The sequence below is a fragment of the Janibacter sp. LM genome (assembly GCF_039631275.1).
In the GTDB taxonomy this organism is placed as follows: domain Bacteria; phylum Actinomycetota; class Actinomycetes; order Actinomycetales; family Dermatophilaceae; genus Janibacter; species Janibacter terrae.
In genome coordinates, this window is the sequence record NZ_JBDIVG010000006.1 from 160,276 (window position 1) to 181,882 (window position 21,607).

General features: G+C 72.1%; 21 protein-coding genes and 1 tRNA gene. 12 read left to right on the plus strand and 10 right to left on the minus strand.

Annotation, left to right across the window (positions count from 1 at the left end):
- The first annotated feature begins 4 nt into the window (after positions 1–4).
- Positions 5–2,227: a catalase gene (locus ABC138_RS04530; protein ID WP_345912848.1), complete on the plus strand. Its 2,223-nt coding sequence runs from the start codon at positions 5–7 to the stop codon at positions 2,225–2,227.
- Positions 2,228–2,234: 7 nt separating this feature from the next.
- Here the strand turns inward: ABC138_RS04530 and ABC138_RS04535 are convergent, their stop codons facing one another.
- From ABC138_RS04535 to ABC138_RS04545, 3 genes are all read right to left on the minus strand, one after another.
- Complete coding sequence (locus ABC138_RS04535) at positions 2,235–3,332, minus strand: aromatic acid exporter family protein (protein WP_338538193.1); 1,098 nt, start codon at positions 3,330–3,332, stop codon at positions 2,235–2,237.
- 416 nt (positions 3,333–3,748) lie between these two features.
- On the minus strand, positions 3,749–4,417 hold the full coding sequence (locus ABC138_RS04540; protein ID WP_338538191.1) for a GAF and ANTAR domain-containing protein: 669 nt from the start codon (positions 4,415–4,417) through the stop codon (positions 3,749–3,751).
- 71 nt (positions 4,418–4,488) lie between these two features.
- Positions 4,489–4,815, minus strand: coding sequence for a PRC-barrel domain-containing protein (locus ABC138_RS04545; protein ID WP_345912849.1), 327 nt, complete (start codon positions 4,813–4,815; stop codon positions 4,489–4,491).
- Positions 4,816–5,012: 197 nt separating this feature from the next.
- Here ABC138_RS04545 and ABC138_RS04550 point away from each other — a divergent pair, with 197 nt between their 5' ends.
- Positions 5,013–5,804 (plus strand): SigB/SigF/SigG family RNA polymerase sigma factor, encoded by a 792-nt coding sequence (locus tag ABC138_RS04550; protein WP_345912850.1) that lies wholly within the window; start codon positions 5,013–5,015, stop codon positions 5,802–5,804.
- Between the two features lie 147 nt (positions 5,805–5,951).
- On the opposite strand, the gene ABC138_RS04555 is transcribed toward ABC138_RS04550, so the two are convergent.
- The 3 genes from ABC138_RS04555 to ABC138_RS04565 form a co-directional block, all read right to left on the minus strand.
- The gene (locus ABC138_RS04555) at positions 5,952–6,458 is read right to left on the minus strand and encodes a hypothetical protein (protein ID WP_345912851.1); all 507 of its coding nucleotides are present in this window, start codon (positions 6,456–6,458) and stop codon (positions 5,952–5,954) included.
- A 335-nt stretch (positions 6,459–6,793) separates the two neighbouring features.
- The gene (locus ABC138_RS04560; protein ID WP_345912852.1) at positions 6,794–7,444 is read right to left on the minus strand and encodes a response regulator transcription factor; all 651 of its coding nucleotides are present in this window, start codon (positions 7,442–7,444) and stop codon (positions 6,794–6,796) included.
- A gap of 65 nt (positions 7,445–7,509) precedes the next feature.
- Positions 7,510–9,183, minus strand: a complete 1,674-nt coding sequence (locus ABC138_RS04565; RefSeq protein WP_345912853.1) for a GAF domain-containing protein — start codon at positions 9,181–9,183, stop codon at positions 7,510–7,512.
- Between the two features lie 171 nt (positions 9,184–9,354).
- On the opposite strand from ABC138_RS04565, the gene ABC138_RS04570 reads away from it, so the two are divergent.
- Complete coding sequence (locus ABC138_RS04570) at positions 9,355–9,954, plus strand: hypothetical protein (RefSeq protein WP_345912854.1); 600 nt, start codon at positions 9,355–9,357, stop codon at positions 9,952–9,954.
- Positions 9,955–10,021: 67 nt separating this feature from the next.
- On the opposite strand, the gene ABC138_RS04575 is transcribed toward ABC138_RS04570, so the two are convergent.
- Positions 10,022–10,873, minus strand: coding sequence for a helix-turn-helix transcriptional regulator (locus ABC138_RS04575; protein WP_068324523.1), 852 nt, complete (start codon positions 10,871–10,873; stop codon positions 10,022–10,024).
- Between the two features lie 235 nt (positions 10,874–11,108).
- Between ABC138_RS04575 and ABC138_RS04580 the strand changes: the two genes are divergently transcribed.
- From ABC138_RS04580 to ABC138_RS04600, 5 genes are all read left to right on the plus strand, one after another.
- Positions 11,109–11,501, plus strand: coding sequence for an MmcQ/YjbR family DNA-binding protein (locus ABC138_RS04580; protein ID WP_338538185.1), 393 nt, complete (start codon positions 11,109–11,111; stop codon positions 11,499–11,501).
- 16 nt (positions 11,502–11,517) lie between these two features.
- On the plus strand, positions 11,518–12,540 hold the full coding sequence (locus ABC138_RS04585) for a chorismate-binding protein (protein ID WP_345912855.1): 1,023 nt from the start codon (positions 11,518–11,520) through the stop codon (positions 12,538–12,540).
- The gene (locus ABC138_RS04590; protein WP_068421740.1) at positions 12,537–13,385 is read left to right on the plus strand and encodes an aminotransferase class IV; all 849 of its coding nucleotides are present in this window, start codon (positions 12,537–12,539) and stop codon (positions 13,383–13,385) included. The genes ABC138_RS04585 and ABC138_RS04590 overlap by 4 nt, the downstream gene beginning before the upstream one ends.
- 26 nt (positions 13,386–13,411) lie before the next feature.
- Positions 13,412–13,957: a PGPGW domain-containing protein gene (locus ABC138_RS04595; protein WP_338538183.1), complete on the plus strand. Its 546-nt coding sequence runs from the start codon at positions 13,412–13,414 to the stop codon at positions 13,955–13,957.
- A 100-nt stretch (positions 13,958–14,057) separates the two neighbouring features.
- Positions 14,058–14,134, plus strand: a tRNA-Val gene (locus ABC138_RS04600).
- A gap of 64 nt (positions 14,135–14,198) precedes the next feature.
- Here ABC138_RS04600 and ABC138_RS04605 read toward each other — a convergent pair.
- Positions 14,199–14,378 carry a hypothetical protein gene (locus tag ABC138_RS04605; protein ID WP_345912856.1) on the minus strand — a complete coding sequence of 60 codons (180 nt, stop codon included), beginning with the start codon at positions 14,376–14,378 and terminating at the stop codon, positions 14,199–14,201.
- Between the two features lie 73 nt (positions 14,379–14,451).
- Between ABC138_RS04605 and ABC138_RS04610 the strand changes: the two genes are divergently transcribed.
- Positions 14,452–15,564 (plus strand): class I SAM-dependent methyltransferase, encoded by a 1,113-nt coding sequence (locus ABC138_RS04610; RefSeq protein WP_068324506.1) that lies wholly within the window; start codon positions 14,452–14,454, stop codon positions 15,562–15,564.
- Here the strand turns inward: ABC138_RS04610 and ABC138_RS04615 are convergent.
- Entirely contained in the window at positions 15,557–16,672 is a 1,116-nt protein-coding gene (locus ABC138_RS04615; RefSeq protein WP_345912857.1) for a cysteine desulfurase family protein, read from the minus strand. The genes ABC138_RS04610 and ABC138_RS04615 overlap by 8 nt on opposite strands.
- Positions 16,673–16,702: 30 nt before the next feature.
- Here ABC138_RS04615 and ABC138_RS04620 point away from each other — a divergent pair, with 30 nt between their 5' ends.
- The 3 genes from ABC138_RS04620 (at position 16,703) to ABC138_RS04630 (ending at position 19,566) form a co-directional block, all read left to right on the plus strand.
- On the plus strand, positions 16,703–17,545 hold the full coding sequence (locus ABC138_RS04620) for a PhzF family phenazine biosynthesis protein (RefSeq protein WP_345912858.1): 843 nt from the start codon (positions 16,703–16,705) through the stop codon (positions 17,543–17,545).
- A gap of 30 nt (positions 17,546–17,575) precedes the next feature.
- Positions 17,576–17,809, plus strand: coding sequence for a superinfection immunity protein (locus ABC138_RS04625; protein ID WP_345912859.1), 234 nt, complete (start codon positions 17,576–17,578; stop codon positions 17,807–17,809).
- A 71-nt stretch (positions 17,810–17,880) separates the two neighbouring features.
- Positions 17,881–19,566 carry an ATP-binding cassette domain-containing protein gene (locus tag ABC138_RS04630; RefSeq protein ID WP_345912860.1) on the plus strand — a complete coding sequence of 562 codons (1,686 nt, stop codon included), beginning with the start codon at positions 17,881–17,883 and terminating at the stop codon, positions 19,564–19,566.
- 17 nt (positions 19,567–19,583) lie between these two features.
- Here the strand turns inward: ABC138_RS04630 and ABC138_RS04635 are convergent, their stop codons facing one another.
- The gene (locus ABC138_RS04635; RefSeq protein WP_345912861.1) at positions 19,584–21,518 is read right to left on the minus strand and encodes an acyl-CoA dehydrogenase; all 1,935 of its coding nucleotides are present in this window, start codon (positions 21,516–21,518) and stop codon (positions 19,584–19,586) included.
- Positions 21,519–21,607 lie beyond the last annotated feature (89 nt).

Consider the following 21,607-nt stretch of genomic DNA (forward strand, 5'->3'; position numbering starts at 1 on the left):
ATCCATGAGTGCCAAGCAGCCCCACGACGACATCCCCGTCCCCGGCTCGCCGGGGGTCGGTACGCCGGCGGTCGAGGAGCCGACCGAGCCTCGCGAGCCGCTGCCCCCTTCGCCCGACCAGCGGCCGGTCGCGCCGATCTCGCCGACGGGTCGCCCCAGCGGCGCCGAGGGGGACCGCACCCAGGCCGGTGCGTACCTCACGACCGCCCAGGGCGCCCGCGTGCGGGACACCGACCACTCGCTCAAGGCCGGCGAGCGAGGTCCCACCCTGCTCCAGGACCACCACCTGCGCGAGAAGATCACCCACTTCGACCACGAGCGCATCCCGGAGCGCGTGGTCCACGCGCGCGGTGCCGCAGCGCACGGGACGTTCACCGGGTACGGGACCGCGACCGGCGTGTGCCGGGCCGGCTTCCTCGCCGAAGGGGTCCAGACGCCTGTGTTCACCCGTTTCTCGACGGTCGTCGGGTCACGCGGCTCGGCCGACGCGGTCCGTGACACCCGCGGCTTCGCCACGAAGTTCTACACCGACGAGGGCACCTTCGACCTCGTCGGCAACAACATGCCGGTCTTCTTCATCCAGGACGCGATCAAGTTCCCCGACATCGTCCACGCGGCCAAGCCGCACCCCGACCGGGAGATCCCCCAGGCCCAGAGTGCGCACGACACCTTCTGGGACTTCGTCTCGCTGCACACGGAGGCCCAGCACCACGTCATCTGGCAGATGTCCGACCGGGCCATCCCGCGGTCGTACCGGATGATGGAGGGCTTCGGCATCCACACCTTCCGCCTGGTCAACGAGGCGGGGGAGAGCAGCCTGGTGAAGTTCCACTGGAAGCCGCGGCTCGGGGTCCACTCCCTTGTGTGGGACGAGGCGCAGCTCGTCAACGGCGCCGACCCCGACTTCCACCGGCGCGACCTCGCGGACGCCATCGAGGCCGGTGCCTTCCCCGAGTGGGAGCTCGGCATCCAGGTCATGCCCGACACCGAGGAGCAGACCCACGAGGGCATCGACCTCCTCGACCCGACGAAGATCGTGCCGGAGGAGCTCGTCCCGGTGCAGCCGATCGGCCTGCTCCAGCTCAACGCCAACCCGACGAACTACTTCGCGGAGACCGAGCAGGTCGCCTTCCACCCCGGCCATCTCGTGCCCGGCATCGACGTCACCGACGACCCGCTGCTGCAGGGTCGGCTCTTCTCCTACCTCGACACCCAGATCAGCCGGCTCGGCGGGCCCAACTTCGGCCAGCTCCCGATCAACCGTCCGCACGCGCCCGTCAACGACATGCTGCGCGACGGCATGCACCAGAGCGCCGACCATGCTGGCGTCGCGCCCTACCGGCCCAACTCACTCGACGGCGGCTGCCCCTTCCACGCCGGGACGCGGGACGGCGCGCTCATCGAGGTGCCGCAGGCGGTCTCGGGGACGAAGTCCCGGGAGGCAGGTGCCTCCTTCGCCGACCACTTCAGCCAGCCCCGCCTCTTCTGGCTGAGCCTGACGCCGACGGAGCAGGACCACATCGTCTCCGCGTACACCTTCGAGCTGGGGCGCTGCTACGAGCAGGCGGTGCGTGAGCGACAGCTGGCGGCCCTCGCCCAGATCGACACGGACCTGGCCGCCCGGGTGGCGCAGGGGCTCGGCCTGCCCGCCCCGAAGACCCGGGGGCTGGCCGAGGTCGAGCCGAGCCCGGCCCTGTCCCAGCTCGGTGGCCAGTGGCCGGCCGATGGTCGCACCATCGGCCTCGTGGTGGACGAGGACACCGATCTCGCGGAGCTGGCCGGGGTGCGCGCCGCCATCCACGACGCGGGCCTCGTCCCCCTCGTCATCGCGCCGGTGGGCGGGGTCCTCGGCACCGGGAAGCAGACCGTCCCCGTGCAGCGCACGCTCCTCACGGCACGGTCCGTGGAGTACGACGCCCTCGTGGTCATGGGCGCCCCGGCCTCGGCGGCGGACCCGCAGTCCGGGACGGACGCGCGGGCCTTCGACCCCTCGGGTGGGTCGGCGGGCCCGGCGATCGACCCCAGGCTGCTGCTGCTCGTCGCCGAGGCCTTCCGCCACGGCAAGGCCATCGGCGCCGTGGGACGAGGTGGCGACGTCCTGGCTGCCCTCGCCACGGACGGCGCCCCGGGAGTCGTCGTCGGGGAGGACCCGGCCGAGGTCTTCGCCCAGCTGCTGGCCCTGCTGGCCGAGCACCGGGTCTGGGAGCGACTCGCCCCCGCGGGGTGACCCGGGCTCAGCCCGCCCGAGTGGCCCCGGCCAGCGGGCCGTTGAGCACCTCGTCGACGATCTCGACGATGGTGCGGGTGCTGTTGATCAGTGCCCCGTAGACCGGCCACGCGACCTGCGGCAGGTCCTCGCGCGACATCTCGTCCGTGAGGGCCTGCAGGCGTGGCAGCAGGCTGGGCTGGTCCTTCGCCGGCGCGGCGATCCGCGCGCCGAGGTCGTGGAGCAACCGGAGCCAGACGTCGCGGAAGTGCGGGTCCCAGTTGTCCGGCTCGATGTGGGAGTTCTCGACGGTGCGAGCCATGGACCGGGTGTGCGTGAAACCCTCGTCGATGCGCCGCAGGAAGTTCTCGTAGGCCGCCGGGTCGATCTCTCGGGACCGCTTGCGCGGGTTGCCTCGCCGTGCCTCACGGGTGTGGCGCAGCAGCCCTCGCGCCTCGCCGACCTGCTCCTCCGCCCGCAGCGTGCGTTCCAACCACGCGGCGGGATCCACGTCCTTGGCGGTCGTCAGGGCGTCGGCCATCTCGTACAGGAGCTCCCCGAGCTCCGTGCGGAGGGCGTCGACCTGGTCCCGAGCGAGACGGTCGTCGAGGGGGGCGAGCACGAGGAGGTTGACGAGGATGCCCAGGGCGACGCCCAACCCGGTGCAGACCACCCGGTCGAGCAGGACCGGAGCCTGCTCGGCCTGGCCGGCGGTGATGACGAAGAGGGCCGTCGTCGCGACCGTGCTGCCCTCGTCGCGGATGGGGCGCACGCGGCCGAGCAGCATGCCGACGAGGAGCGCCAGCCCGAGGGCGGTGGGGGTCTGCCCGACGACCTCGACCGCCGCGTACGAGAGCAGGATGCCCGCGAGCGAGGCGATCATGACCTGTCCGCCGCGGGTGAAGGACCTGAACACCGTCGCGTGGACGGTGAGGAGCGCCGTCCACGGGGCCATGAAGGACTCCTGCAGGCCCAGGACGTGGGCGGCGACCAACCAGGCGAGCACCGCGGCCAGGACCGCCTTGAGGACCTGGGACAGGTCGGAGCGGGTCCGCAGGGAGGTCAGCGTCGGCACGAGGACCGGTCGCGCGCGGACGCGACGGCGTGCGGCACGGTCCTGGTCCACGATCACCTCTGTTGTCTTCACCGATGGGCAGCCACTCCTGTACCCCGTTGCTCGACATGCATGCGGGGTGGACCGCCTTGCCCCGCCGGGTCGTGATCGACGCGATGATCTCCGAGACGCGCGACGACGGTCGCCGACAGCAAGGTCGCGGGCGTCGTCGTCACCGGCAACGAGGACGGTGCGCACCACGTGGTCGCCGAGGTGGCCGGCGCCTTGGGTGGCATCGGGTTCACCGTGCCGGGGCAGGCCTGGACCTACCGGAACATGGGGCCCGGTCCCGGGCCGACGTACCCGGAGACCGAGCACGGCCACGCGTGGTCGGAGCGCACGGGTCGGACGATGGCGAGCAACCTGGTCGCGGCTCGCGCAGGCCCTGCGCGAGCACCCGGTGCCGGCGCCGCCGGCGTGACCGACGCTCAGTCGCGGATCTCCAGACCATCGACGAGGCCCTGGGCGACGTCGTGCAGCTTGGTGTTGGTCTCGTTGGACCGGCGGCGGAGGACCTCGAAGGAGCGGTTGAGGCTCAGTCCGTAGCGCTCCATGAGGATCCCCTGCGCCGCTCCGATGATGAGGCGGTTGTTCAGGGCGCTGCGCAGACCCGAGACCTCGCGGGCCTGCAGGATCGCGACCGAGGCCAGGCGGGCGTACACGACCCCGAGGTCGACCGCCTCACCGTCGAAGCCCCTCGGCTCGCGGGAGTACATGTTGAGGCACGCGAGGTAGGGCTCCTCGATCGCGAGGCGCAGGCTCAGCGCGGAGCGTACGCCGTGCTCCACGGCGCCGTCGGACCACCGCGGCCAGCGGTCGTCGGTCGCGGTGTCCGGCACCGACGCGATCTCGTGCTCCTGCAGGACGGAGAGGCACGGCCCCTCGTCGAACTCGAACTGGAGGTCGTCGACCCGGGTGGCCGACGGGTCGGTCGTCGCCGCGATCTCGACCGTCCCGTTGCGGCGGACGAAGACACTGCCCATGTCGCAGCCGGGCACGTAGCGGACCGCTTGGTCGACGACCTGCTGCAGCGTCAGGCTCTCCTCGGGCTCCATCGACAGCTGCTCGACGATGTGAGCGAGCTCGACATCCTTCATCCGTGGCACTCCTTCTTCGGGACTCTCGAGGGGGAGTGTGCTGCACGGACGGGGCCTCGCGCCACCTGCGCCTAGTGGGTGGTCCAGTGGGCGCGCAGACGTCTTTCCTGGGACGCGGTCAGGGCCCCGCCCAGGCGCACGTGCGGCGCCGCGAGCAGCGTGTGCCGCGTGGTCGGGACGACGAGCTGCCCGCGGACCTCGATCGAGAGGTTGACCGGTATCGCACGGTGACGTCGACGCATCCCGCGCACCCGGAGCACGAGCCACTGCACGGCTCCGCTCCGGGCGTCGACGAGGACGTCGTCGACGTCGCCGAGGACCCGCCCGTCGATCGTGCGCACACGCCGACCGACATAGCGGCAGAGGACTCGCCTCGGTCCCTGTTCCGGTACGACCATGCCTGGGTTCCTTCCGTCGGTCGTCCCTTCGTCTTGAGGCTCGCCGGGGGCTACCCGCGCAGTGCCGGGGTATGCGGGGATCAACGCACGACTTCGGTCGCCTGCGTTGCGGCCGCTGCACCTCTGTGGTTCTCTGGGATGGACGACACCGGCTCGTGACCGTGGCTGGCGCCTTCTTGATCGAAAGAGGCCGCTTCATGTCCGAAACCACCTCCGACGAACGTTCGACCGCCCATCAGGACCGTGAGGCTCACGCCGCGGAGACCTTGGCCGCCGCCCGCCGCGAGGCCGATCCCGCCGAGGCCGCGCGGCTGCGGGAGCGGGTCGTGGTCGACAACCAGGGCCTGGCCATCGGGCTCGCCACCCGCTTCGCCGGCCGCGGCATCGAGATGGACGACCTGGTGCAGGTGGCCATGCTCGGCCTCGTCCTCGCCGTCCGGCGCTACGACCCCGAGCGCGGGTTCGGCTTCACCGCCTTCGCCGCACCGACGATCACGGGCGAGCTCAAGCGCCACTTCCGGGACCACGGCTGGGCCGTGCGCCCGCCGCGGGGCGTGCAGGAGCTGCACCATCGGGTGCGCGAGACGACGACGCAGCTCCAGCAGGACCTCCAGCGCGAACCGACGATCGAGGAGATCGCGGCCGCAGGGAGTGTCTCGCCGCAGGAGGTACGTTCCGCCCGGGCGGCGGGGGAGCGCTACCGGTCGACGTCGCTGGACCAGCCGGTCCACGACGACGCCGGCGCCTCTCTGGGCGATGCCCTCGCGGACGACGCGGAGGACGTCTTCGAACGGTCGGCGACGCTCATCTCCCTTCGCTCGGCGATGGAGGAGGAGCTCGACGAGCGGGAGCGCAAGATCGTCAGCCTGCGCTTCGGGGCGGACCTGACCCAGCGTCAGATCGGCGAACGGTTCGGCATCAGCCAGATGCAGGTCTCGCGGATCCTCTCGGGCGTCTGCCGACGGTTGCGAACGCACCTCGAGGTCTGAGGGTGGGCGATGGCCGCCCAGGAGGCAGGACGGGGCCGTAGGGGCCTCACGATCCTGTCGCCCGAGGAGTGCCTGGAGAGGTCGTCATCCTGCCGGTCAACGGCCCCGGCACCTCTCGACGGCCTGCGGGATCCTTGCCCTTGATCCTCAGCTCGCGGCACGGTCAACAGGAGAGGGCGTGGTCGGTGCCGGTGCTCGCAGCGCGGCCGAGACCATGTGCTGACCGCTGGCGATGGTCTCCTCGAGCGTCCTCGCAGCCGCGTCGAGGTGACCGGACTCCAGGGACCACTTGGCGGCGGCCATGCCCTGGATCAGGGAGTCGGTGACCTCCGCCGCCTGCCGGTGGCGCAGCTGCGAGATCTCCAGCGCCTGTCGCTCCTCCTCGGCGTGGACGAGCCGGTCGGCGGCGTCCCCGATGAGCACCCCGAGGAAGAGCATCGTCCCCACCCGGGACACCCAGCCGACCAGCGACGGGTCCACGCCGACGATCCACGTCCACGCGACGACGAGTCCTGCTGCGACGAGGCCGGCGAGCGAGCCGACGCGCGCCCCGAAGGTGAGGGCGAGCAGGCTGATCGGGAAGATCAGGAGCATCAGCACCGCGTCACTGGCGTCGCCCAACCACAGGCTGGTCGCGAACACCGCGGTGTACATCGCCGCACTGGTAGCGGCCACGGTCGCGGGCCTCGCTCGGAACCACGGGTTCGGTCGGTCCGTGCCTGCGGCTGGAGCCTGTCGCGTGCCCATCCGTGCAGTCTTCCGCGCCGCGGTCCCCACGGGATGGGTCGATGGTCCCGTGAGGGCGGTGCGGAGAGCTCCGCACAGGTGTGAGGGGCTGTCTGGCGTCAGACAGCCCCTCGATCTCCCGTCTCCCCGCGGGAGAAGCGCCGGTACCGGTGCTGCCTCGTCCCCTGACTGGGCGACACCGGTGCCGGCCTGCTGCCACCATGGCCCTCCCTGGCGACCGTCGACAGGGCCGAAGGTCCCGATCAGCGAGGACCGCCCGAGGCACGGTTCTCCACCGCGTAGATGGCCGCCTGGGTGCGACGCTGGAACCCGAGCTTGGACAGGATCGAGGTGACGTAGTTCTTGACGGTCTTCTCCGCCAGGAACATGACCTCGCCGATCTGGCGGTTGGTGAGGCCCTCGGCGACGTGCTCGAGGATCAGCTGCTCCTGGGGGGTCAAGCGGCTGAGCAGCGCGTCAGGAGGGGTCGGTGGCGACCACTTCCTGCGCAGCTCGTCGGCGCGCTCGTCGTCCAGCAGGTTCTCGCCCGCGGCGACCCGACGGATCGCATCGATCAACCCGTTGCCCTTGATGTCCTTCAGCAGGTACCCCGAGGCCCCGGCGAGCACGGCGGCCGCCAGCGCCTGGCCGTCGTCGTACGACGTGAGGATGAGGCCCTTGATGCCCGGGTCCACCGACCGCACGTCCCGGCAGGCGTCGATGCCCGAGCCGTCCGGCAGGCGGGCGTCGAAGATCGCGACGTCGGGCCGCAGGGCGGGGATGCGACGGGTGGCCTCCGCCGCGGACGCGGACTCGCCGATGACGCTGATGTCGGACGTCGTCTCGAGCAGCTCGCGCAGCCCGCGTCGCACGACCTCGTGGTCGTCCAGGAGAAACACCGTCGTGGCCACCATCGACTCCTTCGCTCTCTCGAGAAGTATCGCCCCGTCGGACCCCCGATCGCCCGGGCCCAAGGTCCTCAGTCGTCGCGGTCCGCCGGGACCGTCCACGACAAGGCGGTGCCGGTCGGGACCCGCTGGCCCAGCTCGAAGCTGCCGCCCCGGGCAGCGGCCCGCGTCCCGAGGTTGACCAGACCGCTGCGCGCGCTGGCTGGGTCCATGCCGATGCCGTCGTCCGTCACCACGACCCTGAGTTCGTCCTCGCACTGCACGTGCACCCGGACCTCCTGGGCGCGGGCGTGCTTGGCGACATTGGCGAGCGCCTCACGGACCACGGCGACCAGATCGGCCGACAGCCCGTCGGTCAGGCCGGTCAGCCTCCCCTCGATGACCAGGGCGGGCTCGAAGCCGAGGCTCTGCGCCGCATCGTCGATCACCTCGCCGATCGCGTCACGGATCGTCCCGACCGGCAGGCGGTGGAGCGCGTAGATCGTGTGCCGGATGTCCTTGATGGCGCCGTCGAGGTCGTCGACCGCGTCGTCGAGCCGCTCCCGCACGGTGGGGTGCACCGCCAGGCGCGCCGCGGACTGGAGCGAGAGCCCGGTGGCGAAGAGTCGCTGGATCACGTGGTCGTGCATGTCCCGGGCGATCCGGTCGCGGTCCTCGAGGAGCGCGACCAGGGCCTGGTCGCGCCGCGAGCGGGCGGCGAGCAGGGCCACGCCGGCGTGCTGCCCGAAATCGGCGAAGGGCTGGATGACGTCGACCTCGGAGGGATCGTCGTCCCGCGTCCACACGACGACCAGGAAGCCGAGCCGGTCATGCTGCGGGCCCAACGGCAGGGCGGCGAAGCTGCCCGCCTCGGCACCCATCAGCTCGGCCACGCGCCGGGCCGCAGCGTCCGCCCCCGGCCCTGCACGTCTGCTCCGGTGCACCGGGCCTCTGACCCCGTCCCACCCGTCGGCGTCCACGCTGCTGCCCACCGCGAGGGGCGTCTCGTCAGAGGGGGCGAGCGCACGGCGGTTCGTCGCCCGCACCACCAGGAACTGCTCCTCCTCGTACAGCAGCACGAACGACACGTCAGCGTCGGTGCGTTCGCGGGCGAGGACGGCCATCTGCTCCAGTGCGGTCTGCTCCCCGGGGCCGGCGAGGAAGGCCTGGGTCAACGCGGCCTGGGCCTCGGACCACGCCCGCAGGTTCTTGCTCGAGGCGTACAACCGAGCATTGTCGATGGCCACGCCCGCGGCTGCCGCGAGCGCCGTGAGCAGGGCCTCGTCGTCCTGCGAGAACTCCGCGGCCCCCTCCTTCTCCGTCAGGTACAGGTTGCCAAAGACCTCGTCGCGGATGCGCACCGGCGCACCGAGGAAGCTGTGCATCGGCGGATGATGTGGTGGGAAGCCGTGGGACCTGGGGTGCTCCGACAGGTCCCTCAGGCGCTGCGGTCGCGGTTCCCGGATGAGCAGACCGAGGATGCCGTGCCCGTGCGGCAGAGCACCGATGTCGGACCGTTGCTCGGTGGTGATGCCATGGGTGACGAACTCGGCGAGGGAGTCGCCGTCCTGCCCGAGCACGCCGAGGGCTCCGTAACGAGCACCCACCAGCGCGCACGCCGAGCGGACGATGTGGGCGAGCACCTCGGACAGCTCGAGGTCGGAACTGATGACGGCGACGGTCTCCAGCAGGTCGACCGCGCCCTTGGAGGTGTTGCCCGCGCCGCTCGTCCCGGTCGCGTGCTCGTCGTCCCCGGAGCCGCTCATTGGCCGATCCTAGGGCGTGGACCCGCTCCGACGGGGCGGTGAGTGACCCCCGGGACCTTGGTCCCGAGATGTCGAAGGGGGACATTGGTCCCTGCCCCGGAGGGCGCTCGGCGAGCAGGATCAGAAGTGTCCGACAGACGGGCGTACTGCCAGCGAGAGGGAGAACAGGTCATGAGCACCCATGCCAAGCACTTCTGGAGCGCTGCGCCCGCGCAGCCCCGGGTCGGGACGACGTCCGCGACGCTCACCGCGGAGCGCGCCGTGCCCTACGTGATGGCCACGCTGCGCCTCAGCCTCGGCTGGGTGTTCCTGTGGGCCTTCCTCGACAAGTTGTTCGCGCTGGGCTTCGCCACCGGCCGCAACCCCGAGACAGGCGTGGTCGACCGGTTCGGTCCCGACGCGTGGGTCAACGGCGGCTCGCCCACCCTCGGCTTCCTGAAGTTCGGTACCGACGGCCCGCTGGCCGACTTCTACCAGAGCTTCGCCGGGGCCGCATGGGCCGACTGGCTCTTCATGATCGGTCTGGCAGCGATCGGTCTGTCGCTGATGCTGGGTGTCGGGATGCGTATCGCCGCCGCAGCGGGCGCGCTCATGCTCGTGCTGATGTGGAGCGCGGCACTGCCTCCGGCGAACAACCCCTTCATGGACGACCACCTGGTCTACGCGCTGGCGCTCGTCGCGCTGGCCCTCATGGGGGCAGGCAGGACGTGGGGGCTGGGCAGGATGTGGGAGCGCCTCCCCTTCGTGCAGCGTCACAGCTTCCTGAAGTAGTCGTCCACCGCAGCACGGGGCCGGGGAGCCATGGTCTCCCCGGCCCCGTGCTGCACCTGCGCGGCCGTCACCACCGCCAGGTGAACCCGAAGGCCCCCGGGCCGGCGTCCTCGAGCACGAGCGACGCCCGGTGGTGCTCGTCCAGGGCGACCCCGCCGAGGAACCGGAAGTCCTGGCCCGGGGCGCGCTCCACGCGGATCACCTGCGCGGGCGGCACCTCGAACTCGACCGACACGACGAGGGACCGCGCGGTGTGCAGCGGTCCCCAGACGAAGCCGTCGGCGTCGCCCTCACCCGCGGGGCCCTCGTCGCTGATGTCGTACGCGTAGGCGTGGGTCGCCCCCTTCGCCAGCCGCGTGGTGAGCCCGACCTCGAAGACCGCGACATTGCTCTCGGGGAAGATCCGGCGGCTGATGAGGTCGCAGCCCAGCAGCGGCGTGAACCGCAGGTCTGCGGCGTCGGTGGTCGCGTCACCGTTCTGCACGTTGAAGACGCGGTCCAGACCGTCCGCGACGGCGGCGATGCCGCAGTGGCAGGCGGTGTGGACGAGGCGGCGACCAGCGGAGACCCGGGTCCGCCACATCTGGCTGATGACCCGGTACGACCCCAGGGCCGGCCTCGTGAGCGCATCGATCTGCTCGAGCTCGGGCTCGGAGGGGTCGACGAGCAGCTGGTCGAAGCCGGTCGGCTGTGGCGTGGCCCAGGCGTGCAGGAACTCCGCCTGCTCCTGCGGTCCGAGGTGCAGCGCGACTGCGAGCTGCTGCAGGGTCGCGATCTGGGGCCGGTGGATCTCGCCGCGCTCGAGGCCGCGGATCGTGCGTGTGCTCACGCCGGAGTCGTGTCCCAGGTCGTCCTGGGTGCGGCCCCGCTGACGTCGCAGCGCGCGCAGCATCGGGCCGCCGGCCGGTGCACGCGTCATGGGTCCCACCTTGCCAAAGACACCGGGTTCCCGCTCGGTGTCAACCGACCCGGGTGGTCCCGGGCGCGGAGAAGGGGCCGCCCCCGGGTGCGAGGGACGGCCCCAGATCCCCCCGGAGCGTTGCAACATCAACGAAGTTAGACGGGCAGCTCGCCACACACCAGCATCTGCGTCGAAGTTGCCGCTGGCTTGCCGTTCCTGCCGTCGTCGACTCGACCGCGCGTACGCTGGGAGCGTGGCGCACCCCCTGATGTTCGACCCGAGGGACCCGCTGCTCCTGCAGGTCCGGGAGATCGCTCTCGACCTGCCGGGGGCGGACGAGAAGATCAGCCACGGCCATCCCGCGTTCTTCACGAAGAAGGTCTTCGCGTACTTCGCAGGCTCCGTGAAGGTGGACGGGGCGTGGTCGCAGCACGAGCAGTCCCTCGTCGTCCTGCCGGACGAGGAGGAGGCCCGGGCGCTGCTCGAGGAGCCGCGCTGCTACCGACCGGCCTACCTCGGTCCGAGTGGCTGGGTCGGCGTCGACCTCGACGAGGGTACCGACTGGCTGGAGGTCGCCGAGCTCGTCGAGTCCTCGTACCGGCGCACCGCGCGCACGCTGGACATCGCCCGGCTGGACGCCCGGTGACGCCTATCCTCGGCGGGTGGAGTTCGCGCGCTTCGGGTCGACGACGTGGTCCGACCCGGTGCAGGTCAGCCACGACCCGGCCGACCTGGAGTCCGGGTGCTGGGCGGTCGTGCTCACCTTCGAGGGCGAGCTCACCGCGGTCCGCTTCGCCCGCAGGGACGAAGGGGGAGGACCGCCCGGTGTCGCAGCGCGCTGGCCCGCGGTGACCGGCTGGACGTCCTCCCTCGACCGCGACGGGTACGTCGCCGGGGTCGAGGAGGTCCGCGCCCGCATCGCGGCGGGCACCGTCTACCAGGTCAACCTCACGACGGTCCTCGAGGCGGCCCTGCCGGACGAGGCGCACCTGCCCGACCTGGCGGCCGTGCTCGCGCGGGGCAACCCCGCCCCCTTCGCCGGGGTGCTGCACGTCCCCTCCGCGGGGGTCGACGTGGTGACCGCCTCGCCCGAGCGCTACCTGACCCGCACCGGCGACCGGTTGCTCTCGACCCCCATCAAGGGGACCGCGCCCACGCTCGGGCAGATGCTGCCCAAGGACGTCGCGGAGAACGTCATGATCGTCGACCTCGTGCGCAACGACCTGCAGCACGTCTGCGCGCCGGGCAGCGTCGTCGTCGAGCGGATCTGCGCGCCGGAGGAGCACCCGGGGCTCGTCCACCTCGTGAGCGATGTCGCCGGGACCCTGCGGCCGGGGACGACGTGGGCGGAGGTGCTCCGGGCAAGCTTCCCGCCCGGCTCGGTGAGCGGTGCACCCAAGTCGAGCGCGCTGACCACGATCCGCGACCTCGAACCGGTGCCGAGGGGTCCGTACTGCGGCGCGATCGGCTGGGTCGACGCCGACCACCCGGACGGTCCGCGCGGGGAACTCGCGGTGGGGATCCGCACGTTCAGCGCTGTGGTGGACCCGGACGGGGTGCGCCGGCTGCGCTTCGGGACCGGGGCGGGCATCACGTGGTCGTCGAGCCCGCAGGGGGAGTGGTCCGAGTGCGAGCTCAAGGCCCGCAACCTCGTGGGACTGGCATCTGGAAGAGTGGGGACATGAGCAGCGAGGTCAGGGTCTGGGTCAACGGATCACTCGTGGGGACGCAGGAGCCGGCGCTCGCCGCCCTCGACCACGGCATCACCGTGGGGGACGGTGCCTTCGAGACCTGCAAGATCGTCGACGGGGAGGTCTTCGCCGCCGACCGGCACTACGCGCGCCTGGACCGCACGCTCGGTGGCCTCGGCCTCCCTGCCGCCGACCGCGACGTCATCGAGGAGGGCGTGCGCGCCGTCCTCGGGGCCGGCGAGACGATCGGCTTCGGCCGGCTGCGCTACACCGTGACCGCCGGGCTCGGCCCGCTCGGCTCCGACCGAGGCGACAGCGGGCTGACCTACATCGTCACCGCGGCGGAGGTCCCCCCCTTCGCCCCGAGCGTCGCGATCGCGACGGTGCCGTGGACGCGCAACGAGCGCGCCGCCACCGCCGGTCTCAAGACGACCTCGTACGCGGACAACGTCATCGCGCTGGCCCACGCCAAGGCGAAGGGGGCGTCCGAGGCGATCTTCGGCAACACCCGTGACGAGCTCTGCGAGGCGACCGGCAGCAACATCTTCGTCGTCGTCGACGGTGTCGTGCGCACTCCGCCGCTGAGCAGCGGACCGCTCGCCGGGATCACCCGTGAGCTGACGATCGAGTGGGCGCGGGCGGCGGGCATCGAGGTCGTCGAGGAGGCCATGCCGCTCACCGTGCTCGAGACCGCCGACGAGGTCTTCCTCACCGGCACCACGCGTGACGTCCACCCGGTCCACGACGTCGACGGCCGCTCGCTCGAGGCGCCCGGTCCGGTCACGGCGCTCGTCCGCAAGGCCTTCGCCGAGGCCGCTGCGGCAGACCTCAACCCGTGAGCACGACGGAGGCCACCATGGGGGACGTGGACACCACCGACGAGCACGTCGGCGAGGGCAAGGACGAAGGCGGCCACCGGCGGCCGTACAGGGACATCCGCCGGGAGCACCACGCGATCGTGCGCCAGGAGCTGCTCGACCGCTTCGGCGAGGACGGGCGGATCGACCCGCACGAGGACCCGGTCCGCTGGCGTCGGGCGATCCGCACGCACCCCGTCTCCGGCCCGCTCTACCGCGTCGTCGTCGCCGTGGTCGGCCTCGCGCTGATCATCGCCGGCATCCCGATGGTCCCGCTCGTCGGGCCGGGCTGGGCGGTGATCTTCGTCGGCCTCTACCTCTGGAGCACCGAGTTCCTGTGGGCCCGCCGGGTCACGCAGTTCGTCAAGGCCGAGGTCAAGGCCTTCGACCAGTACGTGCGGGCGCTGCCGTGGAAGGCCAAGATCCCGATGCTGCTGCTCTCGGCGGCCTTCGGCTGGTTCTGCTTCTACCTCGCGCTGCTCGTGACCGGCGTCCCCGGCTGGACGCCCGACGCCGTCGAGCAGTACCTCGTGCAGGTCCCCGGCCTGGGCTGACGCCGACCGCCCCGCGAAGGGAGCCGATTGGCACCTTCGGGAGCGGTCCGGGTACTCTGCTCAGGTTGCCCGGCCGGGACGCTGGTTCGGGGAGCACCATGGACGTATAGCTCAGTTGGTTAGAGCGTTCGCTTCACACGCGAAAGGTCAGGGGTTCGAGTCCCTTTACGTCCACCAGCGAAAGCCCCGGACCCGGCGAGACCACGGGGCCGGGGCTTCTTCGTGTTGCTGTGGCTGGGACTCACTCGATCCCGGCGTCACGGGCCTCACGGGCGTCGATCCAGGCCAGGCTCTCGTGACAACCGTTGGGGCAGACCTGACGGGTGCTGCGGTCGTTGGCCTCACCCGGCTCGGACCCGCTCCTCACCGGCTCGGTCTCGAGGCCGCTACCGCACACGGGACACTTCTCGAAGTCGCTCATGGTCGCCCCGTACCCGATGGCGCCTGCGCCATGCCCTGCGGGGAGCGCGAGCAGGTGCCATACAGTCACCGGCATGAGCAACATCCACTGGACCGAGGACGGCGAGCAGCGCTCGGCCCGGTGGCACTCCGAGAGCTCGGCGGCGCCCCCTTCGCGCGTCGTGGTCGTCGACGACACGCTCACCGCCGACCGGGCGTACCGGATGGCCAGGGCAGGCACCGCGCTGCTGTGGCGCGGTGACCACCACAACGCCCGCCAGCTGCTCAAGGCGCTGGACCGCCGACTCGACAAGGACGCCGCCCGACGTGGCGACGACGGCAGCGACTTCGCGACGCACCGCGCCGCCCGGGCCCGACGCGCGGAGGTCCTCGGCCGGCTCGTCGTCGAGCTCGAGGACGACCACTCCCTGCGGCTGCGTCGTGCCCCGGACGTCCGTGAGGCCGCGACCGCGGCGTACGGCGCGCCGCACCGCAAGGTCATCGCCCTGCAGGAGCTGCTCGGCGTGATCGGCGCCCACCAGTGGCAGACGAAGGGGGTGCCCGTCCCGGCGCTCGGCGAGAGCGTCCACCCGGGCTACGGGGTCTTCTCACCCGTGCGCGGCGAGTACGTCGACCTCGTGGCCGAGGCGCCGCTCGACCCGGTGCCGGCGACGGCCTTCGACCTCGGGACCGGGACCGGTGTGCTCGCAGTCCTCCTCGCGCGCCGCGGCGTCGGCCGAGTCCTCGCGACCGACCTCAACCCGCGGGCGGTGGCCTCCGCCCGCTCGACGATGGAGCAGTTCGACCTCGCCGACCGCGTCGAGGTGGTCGAGGCCGACCTCTACCCGCAGGGTCGCGCGGAGCTCGTCGTGTGCAACCCGCCGTGGCTGCCCGGCGCGCCCACCTCCGACCTCGAGGCCGGTGTCTACGACCGGGACTCGGCGATGCTCCGCGGCTTCATCAGCGGCCTCGTGGAGCACCTGGAGCCCGGCGGCGAGGGCTGGCTGGTCATCTCCGACCTCGCCGAGCACCTCGGCCTGCGCACGCGCGAGGAGCTGCTCGGGTGGTTCGCCGAGGCCGGGTTGGCGGTCGTCGGCCGACTCGACACCGCGCCGCGCCACGGCCGGGCCTCCGACGCCCGCGACGCGCTGCACGCCGCCCGGCGGGCCGAGGTCACCTCGCTCTGGCGGCTGGCGCCCATCAGCTGAGGGCCGTGACGATCGCGTCGGCCGCGGTGGCGACGTCCGCCTCGGTCGTCGACCGGCCGAGCGTCAGGCGCAGCGACCCGAGTGCGGTGTCGTGGTCGATCCCCATCGCGAGCAGCGCCGCCGGTGGGGTGTGCACCCCCGAGTGGCAGGCGCTGCCCGTGGACGCTGCGACGGCTGTGGCCGACTCCAGCACCTCGGCGCCGACGCGACCGGGCACCACGACCATGAGCGTGTTGGGCAGGCAGCCGGTGGCAGGGGACACCCGCACGATGCCGGGGACGTCGCGAACGAGCCTGTCCCAGAGGCCATCTCGCAACCGGGACTGTCGACCCCCTTCGTCCTCGAGCAGGCGGGCGGCGAGCTCGGCGGCGACACCGAGCCCGACGATGCCCGCGACGTTCTCCGTCCCCGGCCGCAGACCACCCTCCTGGCCGGCGCCGCGCAGGACCGGGGCGATCGTCGTGCCACGGCGCACGTAGAGGGCACCGACCCCCTTCGGCCCGTAGAGCTTGTGGCCGGCGACGGAGAGCAGGTCCACGCCGAGCTCGTCGACGCGGACGGGGACCTTGCCGACCGCCTGCGCCGCGTCCGCGTGGACCCGACCCCCGGCGTCGTGGACCCGCTCCGCGAAGTCCGCCACGGGCTGGATCGCCCCCGTCTCGTTGTGCGCGAGGATCAGCGTCCCGAGGCCGAGCGGCGTGACAGGGAACTCGTCGAGCCGCACGCGGCACGCGTCGTCCACGGGCAGCTCCTGGACGCGCCACCCCTGCTCCTGCAGGTGCGCCAACGGCGCGACGGTCGCAGGGTGCTCCACGCCGGACGTGAGCGCCCGGTGCGTCGACGCCACCGCGGCGACCCCGCGGATCGCGAGGTTGTTGGACTCGGTGCCTCCCGAGGTGAAGACGATCTCGTCGGCGTGGGCACCGATCATTGCCGCGACCTGCTCCCGGGCCGCGGCGACAGCGGCCGCCGCACGCCGACCTGACGGCGAGGCGCTCGACGGGTTGCCGAAGTGCTCCGTGAGGTACGGCCACATCGCATCGGCGACCTCGGGCGCCACGGGGGTCGTCGCGTTGTGGTCGAGGTGGATCGGGTCCTGACCGGCCATGCACCCATCCTGCCGCGCGATGATGGTCCTGTGCCGACCCACCTCCCCTTCGCCCAGGTCGACGTCTTCGCGGTTACTCCCTACCGCGGCAACCCGCTGGCCGTCGTCCTCGACGCGTCGGGGCTCACGGACGAGCAGATGCAGGCCGTGGCGCGCTGGACCAACCTCTCCGAGACCTCCTTCGTCCTGCCGCCGACGTCCGACGCGGCCGACTACCTGGTGCGCATCTGGACCCCGCAGGGCGAGCTCCCCTTCGCCGGGCACCCGACCCTCGGGACGGCGCACGCGTGGCTCGAGCACGGGGGGAGCCCCCGGGACGCGGACGTCGTGCGGCAGGAGTGCGGCCTCGGGATCGTCATGGTGCGAAGGGGGGCCGCCGGGCTCGCCTTCGCCGCACCACCGCTGCGCCGGACCGGGCCCCTGGACGACGCCGACGTCGAGCGCGTCGCGGAGGCACTCGGCATCGCCACCGAGCAGATCCTCGACCACCAGTGGGTCGACAACGGGCCGAGGTGGTGCGCGGTCCGCCTCGGCTCCGCGGAGCAGGTGCGCGCGGTCGAGCCGGACCTCACGCACGCGGGCGACCTCGAGATCGGTGTAGTCGGCATGCACCCGAAGGGCGGCCCCCACCTCTACGAGGTCCGGGCCTTCGTCCCCGGGCTGGGCGTCGTCGAGGACCCGGTGACCGGCAGCCTCAACGCCGGGATCGCCCAGTGGCTGATCGGCGCCGGCGTCGCACCGCGCCGGTACACCGCGACCCAGGGCTCCTGCGTGCAGCGCGACGGGGTCATCTCGATCGAGGCCGACGACGACGGCCGGGTGTGGGTCGGCGGGGCCACCACCACCCTCGTCCGGGGGGACATCTCCATCTGAGCGGGACGCTGGCGCCCGTAGGCTGGTCACATGCCCACGATCATCACAGACCAGAAGACGCGAGTGGTCAGCGCGCCCCTCGCGATCCTCGTCGCGATCCTGTCCGCCGGCTACATGCTGCCCTGGGCGATCGCCGCCGTGCGGGGCAACCGCAACGCCTGGTCGGTGTTCTGGATCAACCTGCTGCTCGGCTGGACCGTCGTCGGCTGGATCGTCGCGCTCGTCATGTCGATCAAGGAGCACCGCGTCCTCGGGGTGCGCTGAGCCGCGTCCGAGGCTGGGCCCGTGGAGAACTCGCTGGTGCCCTGCTGCGCGATCGGAGAGGATCTCCCCTCGTGGGACATGTCGACGTGGCCGGGGTCCGGTACGAGCTCTCGGACGGGCGCGTGCTGCTCGACGAGGTCTCCTTCCGCGTGGGGGAAGGTGCCAAGGTCGCGCTGGTCGGTGCCAACGGCGCCGGCAAGACGACGCTCATGCGGATCGTCACCGGTGAGCTGACGCCGCACTCCGGCTCGGTGTCGCGCACGGGTGGGCTGGGCGTCATGCGCCAGCACGTGGGCGCCGCCCTCGGGGACCGACCCACGGTCGCCGACCTGCTCCTGTCGGTGTCGCCACCCGCCGTGCGCGACGCTGCGGCCGAGGTCGACCGGCTCGAGCTGGCCCTCATGGAGACGGAGGACGAGCGCACCCAGATGCGCTACGCCACGGCGCTGTCCGACTACGCGGACGCCGGAGGCTACGACCAAGAGGTCGTCTGGGACGTGTGCGCGACCGCGGCGCTGGGCGTCCCCTTCGAGCGGTGCCGGTACCGGGAGCTCAGCACGCTCTCCGGCGGCGAGCAGAAGCGGCTCGTCCTCGAGTACCTGCTGCGCGGTCCCGACGAGGTCCTGCTCCTCGACGAGCCGGACAACTACCTCGACGTGCCCGGCAAGATCTGGATGGAGGAGCAGATCCGCGAGAGCGCCAAGACGATCCTCTACATCAGCCACGACCGCGAGCTGCTCGCCAACACCGCCACGCGCGTCGTCACCGTCGAGCTCGGCAGTGCCGGCAACCGGGCGTGGACGCACCCCGGCGGCTTCGGCAGCTACCACGCGGCGCGGCAGGAGCGGTTCGCGCGCTTCGAGGAGCTGCGCAAGCGCTGGGACGAGGAGCACGCCAAGCTCAAGGCGCTCGTGCTCATGTACAAGCAGAAGTCGAAGTACAACTCCGACATGGCCACGCGGTACCAGTCCGCCCAGACCCGTCTGGCGCGCTTCGTCGCCGAGGGGCCACCGAGCGAGCAGCCGCGCGAGCAGAAGGTCACCATGCGCCTGCACGGCGGACGCACCGGCAAGCGCGCGGTCGTCTGCGAGCGGCTCGAGCTGACCGGCCTCATGCAGCCCTTCGACCTCGAGGTCTGGTACGGCGAGCGGGTCGCGGTCCTCGGGTCCAACGGCTCCGGCAAGTCGCACTTCCTGCGGCTGCTCGCCGCCGGTGGGAGCGACCCCGAGCCGGAGAACCTCCCCGTCGGCGAGGCCGTCATCGCGCCGGTCGAGCACAGCGGGCGGGCGCGTCTCGGTGCCCGCGTGCGGCCGGGCTGGTTCGTCCAGACGCACGAGCACCCCGAGCTCGTCGGCCGCACGCTCCTCGAGATCCTCCACCGCGGCGACGACCACCGCTCCGGCCTGGGGCGTGAGGCGGCCAGTCGCGTCCTCGACCGGTACGAGCTCGCGCACGCAGGTGAGCAGGCCTTCGAGTCGCTGTCGGGAGGGCAGCAGGCGCGGTTCCAGATCCTGCTGCTGGAGCTGTCGGGCGCCACCCTCCTGCTCCTCGACGAGCCGACGGACAACCTCGACGTCGAGTCCGCCGAGGCGCTGGAGGAGGGGCTCGATGCCTTCGAGGGGACCGTCCTCGCCGTCACGCACGACCGCTGGTTCGCCCGGGGCTTCGACCGCTTCCTCGTCTACGGGGCCGACGGCCGCGTGCGCGAGACGGATGGCCCCGTCTGGGACGAAGGGCGGGTCGCGCGCCAGCGCTGACGGCCTTCGCGCCGGCCTCAGAGCCCGGCCAGGTCGTCCATCATCTCGGTGGTCAGCCACGCCCGCGGGATCGCGAAGGCGTCGACGAGCGTGCCGGCGTGGGGGCGGACCTCGCCGAGCAGCTGGTTGGTCCGGGCGACGACCCCCTTCGCCTGGCTCGAGCTGAGGCGACCGTGCTCGATGTACCAGGCGCGGTGTGCCTCCACGGTGCTGAAGACGTAGAGGTCGCAGACGGTCGCGAGCAGCTCACGGGCCGGACCCTCCGGGGCGGTGTCGATCGCGGCGACGAAGGCCTCCAGCGCGATCCGGTCGACGTGGGCCCGGGCGGTCTCGAGCAGGTGGTCCTGTGCGTCGTTGAAGACCGCGAACTGGTCGGCCCCCTCGTCACCGGCCCGGCGCAGACGCATCGCGAGCGTCTCGGTCAGGTGCCGCTCCCGGTCCTCGAAGAGCGCGAGCTGACCGCCGCGGTCGTCGAGCGCGTCGTCCCCGTCCCTGCCCGGCGCGCCCGAGAGCAGGCGCTGGATGAGCGAGCCGCCGATGGTGTGCTCGATGACGGAGGTCGTCGCCTGCCGCGCACCGAAGAGGATCGCCCCACGGGTGTCGAGATCGGTGAACTCCGTCCTGTAGCTCGTGAGCATGCCCTTGGCGAGCAGCTGCAGCAGGACGGTGTTGTCGCCCTCGAAGGTCGTGAAGACATCCGTGTCGGCCTTGAGGTCGGCGAACCGGTTGAGGCTCATGTACCCCGCGCCGCCGCACGCCTCGCGGCAGGCCTGGATCGTGTCGGTGGCGTGCTCGGTGGTCATCGCCTTCAGGCCCGCCGCCCGCGACTCCAGCTCCCGCTGCTCCTGCTCGGAGTCGATCTCGCCGGAGGCGATGGCCGCCAGCTTCTCCACGAGCGCGTTCTGCGCGAGGGCCAGGGCGTAGGAGCGCGCCAGGCGGGGGAGGAGCTTGCGCTGGTGACCGCGGTAGTCGAGGATCGCGACCTCGCGCTCGCTGTCGGGGTGGTGGAACTGCGTGCGCTCGAGGCCGTACCGGACGGCGAGGGTGAGGGCGCTGCGCGTCGCAGCGCCGGCACCGCCACCGACCGTGACCCGGCCGCGCACGAGGGTGCCCAGCATCGTGAAGAAGCGGCGGTTGACGCTCTCGATCGGCGAGCTGTACGTCCCCTCGTCGTCGATCGCGCCGTATGTGTCGAGCAGGTTGTCGCGGGGGACGCGGACCCGGTCGAACATCAGCCGGCCGTTGTCGACGCCGCGCAGGCCCATCTTGGCGCCGCAGTCGCTGATGGTGACACCCGGCATCGGCTGCCCGTCCTCGTCCCGGATCGGGACGAGGACGCAGTGCACCCCCTGCCCCTCCCCGCCGACGACGAGCTGGGCGAAGACCGCGGCGAGCCGGGCGTCGCGGGCGGCCCCGCCGATGTAGTCCTTGCGGGCCGCGGGCGAAGGGGAGTGGACCACCAGCTCGTCGGTGGCCGGGTCGTACGTCGCCGTGGTGAGGATCGACTGGACGTCCGACCCGTGCCCGGTCTCGGTCATCGCGAAGCAGCCGGGCAGGGACAGGTCGGCGGCGCCGGGCAGGTACCGCTGGTGGTGCCGCTCGGTGCCGAGCGCGGCGATCGCGCCCCCGAAGAGGCCGAACTGCACGCCGGCCTTGACGAAGACCGACAGGTCGCCGTGGCCGATCATCTCCAGCCCCGTGACGGAGGCGCCGACGTCGCCCGCCCCGCCCACGGACTCGGGCAGTCCCGCACGGACGAGATCGCTGCCGCCCAACCGGGTGCACATCTCGAGCGTGCGCCGACGGTGCTCCTCCAGCCCGAGCTCGAGGGCCGGCACGGCGACGGGGAAGTCGGGGTCCGCCCGGAGCTGCTGCCGGACCCCCGCCCACCGACCGTCGAGGACGGTGCGGATCTGCTCGGCGACGGGGTCCAGGGTCTGCTCGGCGCTCATGCTCGGCACTCTTCCAGACCCACCGGGCCCGGGCAGTGGCGTGGCGCACCCTCGCGGCGGGTCACGTCATGCACCACAACCACGGTCTT

Bases quoted from the DNA above. Each gene is read 5' to 3' on its own strand.
- ABC138_RS04570 (WP_345912854.1), top strand. From the start codon at position 9,355: ATGAGCACCCATGCCAAGCACTTCTGGAGCGCTGCGCCCGCGCAGCCC.
- ABC138_RS04605 (WP_345912856.1), bottom strand. From the start codon at position 14,378: ATGAGCGACTTCGAGAAGTGTCCCGTGTGCGGTAGCGGCCTCGAGACC.
- ABC138_RS04530 (WP_345912848.1), top strand. From the start codon at position 5: ATGAGTGCCAAGCAGCCCCACGACGACATCCCCGTCCCCGGCTCGCCG.
- ABC138_RS04615 (WP_345912857.1), bottom strand. From the start codon at position 16,672: ATGGCCGGTCAGGACCCGATCCACCTCGACCACAACGCGACGACCCCC.
- ABC138_RS04590 (WP_068421740.1), top strand. From the start codon at position 12,537: ATGAGCAGCGAGGTCAGGGTCTGGGTCAACGGATCACTCGTGGGGACG.
- ABC138_RS04545 (WP_345912849.1), bottom strand. From the start codon at position 4,815: ATGGTCGTACCGGAACAGGGACCGAGGCGAGTCCTCTGCCGCTATGTC.
- ABC138_RS04555 (WP_345912851.1), bottom strand. From the start codon at position 6,458: ATGTACACCGCGGTGTTCGCGACCAGCCTGTGGTTGGGCGACGCCAGT.
- ABC138_RS04625 (WP_345912859.1), top strand. From the start codon at position 17,576: ATGCCCACGATCATCACAGACCAGAAGACGCGAGTGGTCAGCGCGCCC.
- ABC138_RS04610 (WP_068324506.1), top strand. From the start codon at position 14,452: ATGAGCAACATCCACTGGACCGAGGACGGCGAGCAGCGCTCGGCCCGG.
- ABC138_RS04560 (WP_345912852.1), bottom strand. From the start codon at position 7,444: ATGGTGGCCACGACGGTGTTTCTCCTGGACGACCACGAGGTCGTGCGA.
- ABC138_RS04540 (WP_338538191.1), bottom strand. From the start codon at position 4,417: ATGAAGGATGTCGAGCTCGCTCACATCGTCGAGCAGCTGTCGATGGAG.
- ABC138_RS04565 (WP_345912853.1), bottom strand. From the start codon at position 9,183: ATGAGCGGCTCCGGGGACGACGAGCACGCGACCGGGACGAGCGGCGCG.
- ABC138_RS04575 (WP_068324523.1), bottom strand. From the start codon at position 10,873: ATGACGCGTGCACCGGCCGGCGGCCCGATGCTGCGCGCGCTGCGACGT.
- ABC138_RS04635 (WP_345912861.1), bottom strand. From the start codon at position 21,518: ATGAGCGCCGAGCAGACCCTGGACCCCGTCGCCGAGCAGATCCGCACC.
- ABC138_RS04550 (WP_345912850.1), top strand. From the start codon at position 5,013: ATGTCCGAAACCACCTCCGACGAACGTTCGACCGCCCATCAGGACCGT.